Annotated in this window: 15 protein-coding genes; 5 read left to right on the forward strand and 10 right to left on the reverse strand. The window is 38.9% G+C overall.

All coding sequences use genetic code 11. From position 1 onward, the window contains the following. From QAI40_RS05965 to QAI40_RS06000, 8 genes are all read right to left on the reverse strand, one after another. Positions 1–957 (reverse strand): pilus assembly protein TadG-related protein (locus QAI40_RS05965; RefSeq protein ID WP_304511515.1); only part of this gene is annotated, 957 nt, incomplete at its 3' end. 3 nt (positions 958–960) lie between these two features. Next, positions 961–1,425, reverse strand: coding sequence for a TadE family protein (locus QAI40_RS05970; protein ID WP_299979358.1), 465 nt, complete (start codon positions 1,423–1,425; stop codon positions 961–963). Next, complete coding sequence (locus QAI40_RS05975) at positions 1,425–1,859, reverse strand: TadE/TadG family type IV pilus assembly protein (RefSeq protein WP_299979360.1); 435 nt, start codon at positions 1,857–1,859, stop codon at positions 1,425–1,427. Before QAI40_RS05975 ends, QAI40_RS05970 begins: the two co-directional genes overlap by 1 nt. Positions 1,860–1,890: 31 nt before the next feature. Continuing rightward, entirely contained in the window at positions 1,891–2,169 is a 279-nt protein-coding gene (locus QAI40_RS05980) for a hypothetical protein (protein WP_299979363.1), read from the reverse strand. A gap of 34 nt (positions 2,170–2,203) precedes the next feature. Next, positions 2,204–3,562 (reverse strand): type II and III secretion system protein family protein, encoded by a 1,359-nt coding sequence (locus QAI40_RS05985; RefSeq protein WP_299979365.1) that lies wholly within the window; start codon positions 3,560–3,562, stop codon positions 2,204–2,206. Positions 3,563–3,594: 32 nt separating this feature from the next. Further along, positions 3,595–4,494, reverse strand: a complete 900-nt coding sequence (gene cpaB / locus QAI40_RS05990; protein ID WP_299979368.1) for a Flp pilus assembly protein CpaB — start codon at positions 4,492–4,494, stop codon at positions 3,595–3,597. Between the two features lie 16 nt (positions 4,495–4,510). Beyond that, the gene (locus QAI40_RS05995; protein ID WP_299979371.1) at positions 4,511–5,065 is read right to left on the reverse strand and encodes an A24 family peptidase; all 555 of its coding nucleotides are present in this window, start codon (positions 5,063–5,065) and stop codon (positions 4,511–4,513) included. A gap of 24 nt (positions 5,066–5,089) precedes the next feature. Continuing rightward, positions 5,090–5,260, reverse strand: coding sequence for a Flp family type IVb pilin (locus QAI40_RS06000; RefSeq protein WP_299979373.1), 171 nt, complete (start codon positions 5,258–5,260; stop codon positions 5,090–5,092). 203 nt (positions 5,261–5,463) lie between these two features. Here QAI40_RS06000 and QAI40_RS06005 point away from each other — a divergent pair, with 203 nt between their 5' ends. After that, positions 5,464–7,029, forward strand: coding sequence for a hypothetical protein (locus tag QAI40_RS06005; RefSeq protein ID WP_299979376.1), 1,566 nt, complete (start codon positions 5,464–5,466; stop codon positions 7,027–7,029). A gap of 3 nt (positions 7,030–7,032) precedes the next feature. Here QAI40_RS06005 and QAI40_RS06010 read toward each other — a convergent pair whose 3' ends face one another. Next, positions 7,033–7,200, reverse strand: a complete 168-nt coding sequence (locus QAI40_RS06010; RefSeq protein WP_299979378.1) for a Flp family type IVb pilin — start codon at positions 7,198–7,200, stop codon at positions 7,033–7,035. Positions 7,201–7,424: 224 nt separating this feature from the next. Here QAI40_RS06010 and QAI40_RS06015 point away from each other — a divergent pair, with 224 nt between their 5' ends. The 4 genes from QAI40_RS06015 to QAI40_RS06030 all read left to right on the forward strand — a co-directional run bounded on the left by QAI40_RS06015 (position 7,425) and on the right by QAI40_RS06030 (position 11,504). Beyond that, entirely contained in the window at positions 7,425–8,357 is a 933-nt protein-coding gene (locus tag QAI40_RS06015) for a glycosyltransferase family 2 protein (protein ID WP_299979380.1), read from the forward strand. Continuing rightward, positions 8,358–8,726, forward strand: a complete 369-nt coding sequence (locus QAI40_RS06020) for a GtrA family protein (protein WP_299979383.1) — start codon at positions 8,358–8,360, stop codon at positions 8,724–8,726. Positions 8,727–8,846: 120 nt separating this feature from the next. Further along, positions 8,847–10,262: a glycosyltransferase family 87 protein gene (locus QAI40_RS06025; protein WP_299979385.1), complete on the forward strand. Its 1,416-nt coding sequence runs from the start codon at positions 8,847–8,849 to the stop codon at positions 10,260–10,262. A gap of 3 nt (positions 10,263–10,265) precedes the next feature. After that, positions 10,266–11,504: a glycosyltransferase family 87 protein gene (locus tag QAI40_RS06030; RefSeq protein ID WP_304511516.1), complete on the forward strand. Its 1,239-nt coding sequence runs from the start codon at positions 10,266–10,268 to the stop codon at positions 11,502–11,504. A 91-nt stretch (positions 11,505–11,595) separates the two neighbouring features. Here the strand turns inward: QAI40_RS06030 and QAI40_RS06035 are convergent, their stop codons facing one another. Next, positions 11,596–12,714, reverse strand: a complete 1,119-nt coding sequence (locus tag QAI40_RS06035; RefSeq protein ID WP_299979390.1) for a bifunctional glycosyltransferase family 2/GtrA family protein — start codon at positions 12,712–12,714, stop codon at positions 11,596–11,598. Positions 12,715–12,726: the final 12 nt, after the last annotated feature.

Genomic DNA, 12,726 nt, shown 5'->3' on the forward strand with positions numbered 1-12,726 from the left:
CGTCTTAAACATAGATTGAATCTGTCCATTTTGGAAATCAAATGCAGTGATTGCTTGTGTTGCAGGAGTTGGTACACCTTCTGGAGTATTAATTATGGTAAAATATTTATCTAACCATGCGCTACCGTCTATATTTTCTAAAGTCCCATATAGAGGAGGGCCCTCTGGTGGTTCGTAACTTTCAATCAAGCCTATGAGCTTTTCTTCAAGGTCATTTGCGTTTATTGGATCAAAAAAATTATGCCATGCTGCACAGCTACTCATAGTAGGTGAAAATTCAATACTTGTCACGCAAGGCTCAGGAGGGTCGGGAGGCTTGTCAAAAAAATTTGTTGATATTCCAAATGGAACATATAACTCCCCTGGGCCTACTGTAGCCGGGCTAGAAAGGGCCGCCGTAGCAACAGCAGATACTTGAAAAGTATCAGCACTGCCGCCAAAAAAACTGAAAATTTTTCCAAAAAATGTTGCTACAGAAGTCCGCACAACAGTGACCCTTACAGCATCCGGCTTTATATTGCTTATAATTAGCTCCGACGTTGCCCAAATCCAGTCACCAATATCAATATCCCCTTCGTTAATGTTGATTGTGATTCCAGCTGCCTTATTTTGAGCTGCAGTATTCTCTGCTACGGCTTCGATTCGATCTCTGTAGGTTCCTTCGGTATCAGGATCATCAACACCAACATCAAAGCCCTCTGGAATAGCAGAATCAAGAGCCAAATAAATCCTTCCCAGTTCCCCGGCGCCCGCAAGAGCAGCCGCATCAGCCATGTTCTGGAGTTCGTTCCGGGTGGAGTACATGTATCCGACATCAACGGCAAGGGCGGTAAATCCCAGCAGCATGGCTGCAACTATGGCCACTAAAACTGCTGTTACACCGTTCTGGTTTCTTAATATGCTCAAAGGCATCTTTTTGAACCGAGCCTTATATTTGATGAGTATTTTTAATTTCATGATTTACTCCATCTTCATTGTTGCTGTTGATGTTAAATCAATGGGCCCGATTCCAATGGTTGAAAGAAACAAAAATTGATACTCATAAGTTACCTGAACAATAAGATCATTGCCAGGGGAAAGTCCTCTAACCGGGTCATCCGCGTCAATATCATCATCAAAATTTATTTTCACATCATCAATAGTTAAAATATCATCTCCAAAAGTAACAAGATATGACTCAGCAAACTCCATAACCCTTGCCTTTATTTCAGCATTTTCATCATCAACGATTCTTGTAGGTGCTCTCATTATAACGCCTCTTCTGGCGCCTTCCCGGGCTGCATTTGTAATCACCTGCTGGTTAAATAAAGCAAGACTGAATTCTATAATGCCGAATATAAACAGCAGCAACACTGATAAAACAATAGCAAATTCAACCGCTGTTGCACCTTCCTGGTTGTTGATTGTTTTATGGTTAGGGTTCATCACCATTCCTGCCTCATAACGGTCTTGCCTGTTATCGTTGTGTCATCGAATCCAGTAATACCACTAAATAGATGCTCGTAATTATAGGGAACTGTTACCGTAATAAAAAAATTTACGGAATCACTAACTACAGTGATTTGAGTAGGGTCCAGCTCATTGGCTCCGCCAAGATTAATCAGGCCGACACAATAATCACCAACAATTTTTTGAAAATCCGCTATGTCATTAATATCATCTGGGATACCATCTTCATCTTCGTCAACCCAGTTACTCGCAATAATCGCAGCCCTTGCTCCTTCCCGGCTGGCATTGGTAAGCACCTGTTTATTATAAAACAGGAGGGCAAAATCAATGGTTCCAAACAGTATAAGCGCCAGCACAGGTAAAACAATGGCAAACTCAACAGCTGCCCCCCCTCTCTGGTTTTTAAACATGCTTATACCCTCTTGTTAAGACTGTTGTTGTCTAATTTCCGCCCACATTTACATTAAACACCTGAACAGGGGTTTCTGTTTTAAACCCTTTTTGATATTTGTCATAGTTGTCTTTGACAGCAACTCCATCCATGCCCTGATCTTCCACCATCATTTCACCTGCTTCCGGATTGATAATCTGGCTGAACCGGGCTGTTTCATAAGATCTTCCCCAGTTCTTGTCAACCAGTGTTTGTTTTTGCAGAGTGTTGCAGCCGGACAAAACGGGTAACGCAATGGCTATTCCGATAATGATCATTATTTTTCTCACAATATTTTCCTCCATGGCATCTGGTTAGCCTTTATTAATCCTCAAATGAATGACCAAACTGTCCATCCATGCTTCCGTCAGCAGACCCTTGTTCTGATGATTCTTTTGATGATCTTTTCATGTCAAAGTAAAACTCGGTATCACTTGGTTCTTCATAGTAATCCGTCGGAACCGGCAGTGTCTCTTTATTGATGGGTTTAACCAGCCGCGGCGTAACAATAATAACCAGCTCTGTTTCATTTTTTAGAAATGAAGAACTCCTGAAAAGAACCCCCAGAAAAGGGATGTCGCCCAGAAAAGGGAATTTTTTTACAGTCTCGGTGATAGATTCAGATAACAATCCTGCGATTGCAAAACTTTGCCCGTCTGCCAGTTCAACGGTTGTTGACGTCCTTCGGGTACTGAGTCCGGGGGCGACAAAATTCTGGTTTGTGACATTGGCTGTAGGCAGGAGTTCTGAAACACTGGTTTCCACTTTAATATTAATTTTATCCTGACTCAGCACATTGGGAGTAAATGAAAGGCCGACACCATAATCCTTATACTCGATCGTGATTCCATCCTCATCTGAAACAGGGATGGCATATTCACCACCGGCCAGGAAGCTTGCAGTCTGACCGCTTAAGGTAATCAGGTTGGGTTCGGCCAGAATTTTAACCTGCCCGTTTGATTTTAATGCATTAATCATTGTATCCCAATCGCTACCACCAATACCAAGTGTCGGACCCCCCGTTGTCGTCGCATCTACACCGAAATTAGAGAGTAATTGTATTGCCACATTACCGATATTGAAAGCACTTTCAAGATCAATTCCTAAATTACGACCCACAGAGCGGGACATTTCTGCTATTTTGACCTCCAGCATCACCTGGTGGGTGCCCCCCACAGTCAGCAGGTTAATTACTTTTCCCGCCGGGGCATAGGACTGTGCAAGGGTTATTGCCTGTGACAAATTTTCAGCGCTGGATATTCTGCCGGATAACATCAGAGAATCATTTGTTGACATTATCCGAATTTCTTTTTCATCCGGAAGAATCTGGTATAGTTTTTCTTTTAATCTGGACAGGTCATATTTTACTTCTATATCATATATGGCGGTAACGTTGCCGTTCTGCCAGAGGATCATATTGGTCAGTCCGGCCACTTTTCCCTTGAGATATATTTCTTTGGGTGAAAGGAGTATAAAATCAGCTATTTCAGGTGAACCAATTGAAATTCGCTTTACATTAACCTCACTTTTCATCACAATTGATTTTCCGGATATGATATCAATTTTAAACGGTTCCACCGTCTCAGGAACAAGATTATTCTGAGCATGGGAACTGACACCGATAAATATCAGAAAAAACAAAACGATCAGTGTTATTTTATTAAATCTCAGTAGCGTGGTCATCTATAGATTTCTCCTGAAAAAAGGTTATTATTCTAAATGTTAAACACTCTTTTAGTGGGTGTTATCCCCTTGATTATCTCAACAGTTATCTTCTTTTTCTTTGGAGAAGTGTATCTTCTTCCTGTGGTTTTCGATTTCCCAGAGCCTGTGCCGGATGCCGGCTGAACCTTAACCGGTTTTGATCCTGTCAGAACATAAGAATCCAACAGCTCCGGCACGGTAATTCCTTTTGTCAGAACAATATCTGAATCCAGCGCTCCTCTTAAGGCAAACTGGAGCTTGCCTTGGTTTGAAGCCAGTGTCAGTCTTTCGGCCTGTTCAGGCGTAACCTCTACCGTATATATATCGACAGGAGCAGCCTCTCCCTTCCTGTTTTCCACAATCTGGCGGCCTGCAGCCATGACATACAGGTCTTCCATTACAATTTTTGTAATGGTTTTTCCTTCTTTTCCTTTTCTCGGATCAGCAATGGTAATCAACACATCAATGCGATTGCCCGGATTGATGAATCCTGCAATGCCCATTACATTGTTACCCCTGACGGAAACCGCCCTTTTCCCGGGTTTTAATACGGCTGAAACACCGCCGGTTTGAATGGTTGTCGGGGCCAGCCTGTGTTCTACTACTGCATCTCCTTCCCTCAGCGGAGAAATGACTATTCGATTTACAACATCAGATACTTTTGAATAATATCCTTTAGGCAGGCTGTTTTCCAGATAAGGAACTGTTGTTACCATTTCCTCCTGCTCTATTCGTGATCCTATATTGATAGGAATCTTGGCAACCACAACCTGGACTACTTTGCTTTCCTTGACAATGACCTTATCTTGAGTCGCTGTTTTCCCTTTTACCCATTTATACAAAAAATAACTTCCGCCCAGAGCGATCAGGATTGAAAGCAAAATGGGAATAAAAGCCTTAAAATTGGTCATAATTTATCTCCTTGTTTCAGGATAGTTTGTAGCCATACAGGGTCAATCCCATGTATGAAAATCCTCCCAGGGCAATTGCGATACCATAACAAAGCCTGGGTTTAATGTTACTTTTATTGTCAGATTCCACAGATTCCATCTTGTATCCTTTTGTTAGTACTACTGATAACACTGTATGACAAGCTTTTTTTAAAAAATTTTTTAATGACTTCTCATGCCATACAAGTACCAATACCGCATATATCCCGCCAAACAAAGCTGTAAATAAAAAAACATAAACAACACTTATATATCCGACAAACGAACCAATCGCACCCAGGAGCTTAACATCTCCTGCGCCCATGCCGCCCATGGCGTAGGGGATAATCAGCAGCGCAATCCCTGTAAATGTGCCGCCCAGGCTGAACCATACGCCACTCATTCCGTTTAAAAAAAAATGATAAATCAGTGCGGTAATAACGGTGGGAAAGGTAAGATAGTTGGGTATTTTTTGTTTCTTATAATCAATAATCCCGGCAGAAAGGAGAATCACACTCAAATAAATTTCTGGAAAACCAATACTGTTTGGCAAATTACTCCTTGTCTCTATCATTGTTTAGTTTGTTGGGTTTATTGTGCTGGCTACCACAGAATATTGTTCGCTTGTGCTGGTCCCAATAAAAGAAACAGCAGCAATAATAACTACTGCGATTAAAGCAACCATAAGCCCATATTCTACTGCTGTGGCACCTTTTTCGCTTTTAACGAACTTTATAATCTGGTTCATTTTGACTCTCCTGTATTAAGAGATCTTATATGGGGCCAAAATTATATACCATATAAGCAATGATTAATAGTTAGTATAGCGCCGCCAGGTTTGATTAGTCAATAATTTTTACACATTGTAACAATACTTTCTTGACAACATATTTGTTTATTCATATTTAGAAGAACAATTCTGCTGAAATATGAACAGGAAAATGAAAGATTATGGACAACATACAAGCTGAAAAATCCCGTCTTTATTACTGGCTTCTTCCAAGTTTTGCTGCAATGAGCTTTGCCATTTATCCGATCATAGTTATGTTTTACCCGGATGTCATGCTCAAAGACCCGGGAATTGGATGGCATCTGATCAGCGGACATTATATGATAGACCACAAAGAATTACTCAGGCATGATATTTTTTCATTTACCCGCCCGGGACAGGAATGGACAACTTATGAATGGCTGTTTCAATGTTTTGCTGCCGGGCTTGAAAAAATCGGTGGCCTGCCTTTATTAACTGCTGTAAGCGCTCTGATCTATGGAAGCCTTCCAATATTAATATATAAAAGAATGCTCAAAGAAGGCGCAAATATTTACATCGCCGTGTTATTGCTGTTCCTTGCTTTTTTCGGACTCTTTGGCCATTGCCATGCAAGACCTCATATCTTCACCTATTTCTTTTTTACCCTGCTTTTAGAAAGAATCTTTTCATACGAACAACAAAGAATCTCAGCCCGCTCTCTTTTTTTATTTGTCCCGGTAATGATTTTATGGGTAAATTTGCATGGGGGTTTTATGGCAGGACTTGCTATTGCAGGAATAGCGTTCCTGGTTTATCTGGGACGTTTTTTTTACTCAAAAAACCCTTCTGACAAAGATCGTGCAAAAACATATTTTTTCTTTGGATTTGCATTGTCTCTGGCAAGTCTGGTAAACCCGTTTGGATGGAATCTTCATTTATCAATTCTTCACTACCTGAACCTTGATTCCCTTCACCTGATGGCTGAATATGCCAGCCCTAACTTTAACAGTCCATATTCGAGTGCAAGAGTTTTTGAATTATTGGTTCTTTCTTTATTCCTGCTGATAAGTCGTAAAAGACATAAAACAAGCTTACTTGAACTGGTATTGCTTGTCTTTTTCATTTATCAATCGCTCCATGCTGTTCGTCATATTTTCCTGTTTTGTCTGTTAGCAGTCCCTATCCTGGCAAAAGAATTAACTCAGGTTACAAACAAATATGATAACTGGTTTACAAAGCGTTCTCGAAAAATTGTATCTGAACAACAGAAACTGAAAAGTGATCGATTATGGATCCCATTAATTTGCATCACACTGATCGTTTTGAGTTTGACTGCAACTGATTTATTTAAAAAAGATCTTTATGGCCGACATCTTACTTCCGAGGCCGGCGCTTATATAAAAAACAATATTGAAAAATTTAAAACTCCATTTAACACTGAAAACATTGGCGGAGCGCTGATCTATCATTTCTGGCCTGACATGAAAATTTTCGGAGACGATAGAAGTGATTTTTATGGAGACGATTTTTATATTGATGAGTATATAGAAACTTTGCTCATAAAGCCTGAATGGGAGGCGACACTAAAAAAATATAATATTACATCAGCTATTATTTCAAACCAGCGGCTGGCCACCTTGATGAAAGCCTCGCCGAATTGGCGGATAGCCTACAAAGATAAGAAAAACACAATTTTTTTTATTAGAGAGGGATTGCCCGATCATATTACGAAAATAATAATAATCGGGCAACAAAGACTATTTTAGCGATCAAGTGTCATCGATTGTGCTACCAACCTCACTGAATACTGTACTTACGCTCGTCCCTAAGAATCGAACCGCAACAATAATCACAATAGCAATTAATGCAACCATGAGAGCATATTCAACCGCTGTGGCACCTTCTTCATCCATTAAAAACTTAATAATCTTCTGCATTTAATTCTCCTTTGTTTTGTGTTAACTGGACTTTTTTCAGGATTTTATTATCTTTTATCGCCATTCGTACTTTCGTTCATAGAATAACTTTTGATAGTAGTCAAGTCTTTTTTAACACAAAAATTTAAAAAATACCCATACCAATATTGCATTCCGGGTAAACTTCAGCTATTTTGATTTAACAATTTTTGGTTACCAGTATAACAACAAAGGAAATTTACAATATGAATAAACAGCAGATTTCCATTTCAATTGTCTGCCCATTTTACAACGAAGAGGACATGGTTAACGCTTTCATGAAAGAAATTTTTGTCGTATTGGAAAGCATCAGCAGGCCTTTTGAAATTGTTTGTGTAAATGACGGCAGCTCAGATAATACGCTTGAAAAATTGCTCAAAGAGCAGGAAACAAGAGAAAATATCAAAATCATCAACCTTTCCAGGAATTTTGGAAAAGAAGCGGCTTTGACAGCCGGGCTTGATTTTGCCCGGGGTGAAGCCATAATCCCCATTGATGCAGATCTGCAGGACCCCCCTGCCCTGATTAAGGAATTTATCGCATACTGGGACAAAGGATATGATGTTGTTCTTGCAAAAAGAACAGATCGATCCACGGATAGTTTCGGAAAACGGATGACAGCACAATTGTTTTATAAAGTACACAACAAGATTTCATCCACCCAAATACCTGAAAATGCAGGTGATTTCAGGCTGGTAACCAGAAAGGTGATAAGCGCCATTCAGGAATTACCAGAAAACCAGCGGTTTATGAAAGGTATTTTCGCCTGGGTCGGTTTTAAGACTGCTGTTGTGGAATATAAACGGAACAAAAGAAAATTAGGTAAAACAAGTTTTAACGGATGGAAGCTGTGGAACTTTGCTCTGGAAGGATTTACAAGCTTCAGCACAGTGCCGCTCAGGGTATGGCTTTATTTAGGATTATTTATATCCCTTTCCGCCTTTTGTTACGGCAGTTTTATTATCATCAGAACATTAATTTTTGGAATTGATGTTCCGGGTTATGCATCTTTGCTAACAACCATTCTCTTCCTGGGCGGGGTACAAATGATCGGCATCGGTGTTATTGGAGAATATATCGGCAGAATGTACATGGAATCCAAAAGAAGACCTCCCTATATTATTGACAGAATCTTTTAAATGTTACCATACCAGCTTATAAAATATGGGATTGTGGGTGTGATATCCACCGCCATTCATTTTTGTGCAGCATCCCTGTTTGTCCTGTTGATTTATGAATCCTTGATATTTTCAAATGTGACCGGATTCATAATTGCTTTTGTCTGGTCTTACTATGCCCAGTCAAAGTTTGTTTTTAAAAGCAGCCTGTCTACAAAAAAAGGATCTCGATTCTTTATTGTGCAGGCCATATCTCTTGTTTTGGCTATATATCTTGCCAACCTTACCGAGACCATAAGCATTTATTTGAAAATCTTTATCGTTGCCCTTATGCTGCCTATCTGCGCATTTGTCATTCATAAATTATGGACTTTTGTGGATGACCACTGAAAAATCCTGCAATATCTCGGTGATATGATCAGCGTCTGATAAATCAGGCTTGACAATACAATTATTTGCTAATATTTAGACCAAAAATATAAATTTTAACGAAAGGGAAAGCCAATTCCCATGGAAACACCAAATCCAATAAAAAACATTTCCGCTTCTTCTCATCCGATCAAAGATATTCTTGACTCCCATAATACTTTTGTAATCTTTGTAAAAATACTTTTTTTAATTGCAATGGCTTCTATAGGTGTTTTTAGTATTTACTCTGCAACAAAATCTTTAGTAATTCCATATGTCTATGAAAAAGATTTTATGCAGGATTATTTACTTGCACAGGCGCTATTACACGGTTTTGATCCCTACCTTCCAATATCTCAGTTAGCGCAGCAATTCATAGGAGAGTTGCCTAACAATGTGTTGCCACATCCATCTCCACACCCTCCTCCCGTAGCTGTTTTATGCCTGCCTTTTTGCATTTTTAATTATGAACATGCTGCTGTGGCATGGTTTCTGTTCGAAATTATCTGTATCTTTTTTGCAACCTATCTGATTCTTTGTAAGTTGCACAATAAATCTGACTTGAAATTGACAATATTTATTTTTTTATTGCTAATGGCATGGCCACCTCTTTTTCTTGAGTTAGTCTTCGGACAGTTAATGACGTTACTGCTTCTTTTGCTGGTCTGCGCCTGGCTGAGTTTAGGCTCAGGAAAAAACATTACAGGCGGCATTTTTATTGGTTTGCTAATTGCCATAAAATTAATGGCATGGCCATTCATTATTTTTTTTGCTGTGCGTAAAAATTGGTCTGCTGTGATTGCTGCAGGGATAACTGTAATAACAAGTAATGTGATAGCTGGTTTGATAATGGGTTTTGATAAGATAGTATATTATTACTTTAAAGTCAGTGCAATTGTTTCCCCGCTGTATCGCGCCTATGAATTTAATTTTTCCATGTGGACAATTGGATGGCGATTGTTTGACGGCACAGGTTCTCCAATACTTAAAGGGTTAGAAGCTCCTCCTATAGTGGCAGCACCATTCTTGGCTCTTTTTCTCTCTTTTGCCATGCCAATACTTTTACTGGCTGTAGGGTTGAAATTAGCCCTTCGTACTCGCAGTTTTGATACCTCATTCGGTATCCTGGTATGCGTCAGCACCCTTGTTAATCCTGTAGCATGGACCCATTATCTTATATTAATCTTGATTCCTATTGTTATAGTTGGTCGTGACCTGTTGATCCATGATATGCCCAAGACAGAGACCTGGTACTTCCTATTATTATGTGCATCGCTGCTCATTACAAATCTTGAAATTCGTCTTTTTATTCTTAAGCTTACAGGCCTTGAAATGACAACCGGTAGAGTTCAAGTTCCATTTGTTGCTACCCTGTTAACTCTTATTCCGGCAGTTTCAGTAATCTTATTGCTATGGCTTGTTTCACATATGGATCATTTTTATAAAGAGGATACAAACATAGACGATGATCATAAAAAAACAAAAAAGTTGATAACCTCCAGCAAAGCCCACGGCTGACGTATGAAATTATTTACAGGCTCTAACATACACAAAAAAATTGTAATTACATTGTCGATTGCGCTCTGGTGTTTAGCTTTAGGAGTAATTGGAAAATTTATCTATGTCTATGGATTATTGGGTTCCGATTTTACTCCGGACTATATGGCAGCCTTTTTTTTTCGTAGAGGTCTTAGTATCTATGACCCAACAATGCCTATTATTACGCTTGAGCAAATAGGAATTGGAGGTATCCCCAACTATCATCCTCCTTTTACGGCATTAATTTATCTTCCCTTTAGCTATCTTCCCTATCAAGTTGCTAGCTGGCTTTGGTCTGCACTTATAGTATTGCTGTATGTTTGCTTTCTTCTTGGATTGAAAAAGACTTTAAATTTGTCCAGTAGATGGAATATGTTAGTGGCCCCTTTGCTGTTTTTGTGGTACCCATTTCTGTTCAATGTTGGAACTACTCAAGCTTCTTTGATCATAGTTTATCTCATCTTTATAGCCTGGAAAGCTGTTAGGCATTCTGAAAAGACTTGGGTGGCAGGTGCTTGTCTGGCATTTGCTTCATTCTTTAAACTTTTTCCAATGATTTTTTGTATTTATTTTGTTTTGACTAAGCAGTGGCGTAATCTTTTGTCGTTTAGTGTTGTTTTTATAATTGGAATAGCCTCTGTTCTTCATACTATGGGAATAGAAACAGTCGTTTATTATATCAGTAAAATTATCCCCGAACAGTCTGATATCTTTTGTGCTTTGCCTTTGAATGTGTCTATTACAGGAACCTTCTCCCCCTTGCTAAGAGATAATTTTTTTGTCGATCCTCTTTTTAACTCACCTGAAATATTGAAAATTATTATTGGAATATTATTTCTTTCCTTATTAATCCCTTCTTGTTGGGTTGTATGTAGGCTTAGCAATAGAAGGAAAGAAGAATCATTCCTTCTATTTGTTCCTTTAATGCAGTTGCTTTCCCCTATCTCCTGGGCTCATATGTTTTTAATTAATCTCCTTGTAATTTTTTATCTTTTAAAAATGCGTGACGAACTTCCTTCTCTCTCAGGCAAGTTGTTATCGGTATGCCTTCTTCTGTTTTCTTTCCCAGATGTTCTCTTTTTCAAATGGGCTTATTCTTTTTCTGAGGGTTCTACCATTTCCCCTTGGATATTTATTCTGAGTCGATTCGGTGTCTTAGGATTATTACTACTATGGGGTGTAACCTATAATCTCTTGTTGGAAAGAAGCCGGAAGTCGTAATTTTAGTATTTAATCAAGATAGTTAACCAGCCTTAAATCTTCTTTGCTATCAGACTTTCCCATAACATTCATAATCAACCTATACTCCGAACTAATCCTTTTTTCCAATTTGAGGTTTCCAGGAACCACTTTCTGGTTCAGGAAAAATTAAAAATCGCCGTCCGACAAAATTGAGTAACAACCCTAAACCCGTAGCTGTAAGCTTTGCATTAAGAGGTTTAACAGAAACGCTTAAAAGCGAAGTGGTAATAATATAATCAAAAACACATAAAGACGAAACAAGAATTAAAAACAGAAAGATTTCTGTGCTGAAATTCCATTTAACTTTATGCTTGAACAAAATTGAGATGCAAAGAAAATAGTTTAAAATTGCTGCAATAATAAAAGCTGATGGTATTGAAAAAACAGGCGATATACCAGCAGAATGAAGGGATAAAAACACACCAAGGTTTGCTATGGCAGCCGTCCCGCCAATAAAAACATACACCAGAAATTGTAAAAAGAGGGGGGCATGAGAAGCATTATACCTTATAATGCAATATAGTGCTCTAATCCCGTCTTTTATCCCTATTTTTTTTCCTTCTTCATAGGTTCGCCCACGGTATGATATCCCTGCCTCAAAGATACGAAGCCTTTTATGGGCAATTTTTGCTACTATTTCAGGCTCAAAGCCAAACCGGTTCTCTTCAATATCAATTCCCTGAATTACCTCACGTTTGAATACTTTATAACATGTTTCCATATCAGTCAGGTTAAGGTCCGTGAACATATTGGAAAGAAGGGTCAAAAACCGGTTGCCCATATAATGCCAGAAATAAAGAACCCTATGAATTCCTGTTGAAAGAAATCTCGATCCCAGTATTACATCCGCTTCATCATCAATAAGCGGTTGAATAAGTTTCTTAAGGTCAACAGGATCATATTCAAGATCTGCATCCTGCACAGCAACAAAATCTCCGGTTGCCATTTTAAAACCGGTTCTCAAAGCAGCCCCTTTCCCCAGATTTATTTCATGATGAAGCACAACGACCTCTGTGTGTTCCTTTTCTATGGCTTTTGCGATAGAAAAGCTGTCATCCTCTGATGCATCATCAACAATTATCAGTTCTATGGACAGTTCATCATCTTGAATATCCAAAACCCTTTCAACACAGTCGCGTAGAGTTGTTTCTTCATTAAAACAAGGTATAACGATACTAAGTCTGTTCATATTAAAAAATTT

It is taken from the genome of Desulfobacula sp. (genome assembly GCF_030611305.1).
In the GTDB taxonomy this organism is placed as follows: domain Bacteria; phylum Desulfobacterota; class Desulfobacteria; order Desulfobacterales; family Desulfobacteraceae; genus Desulfobacula.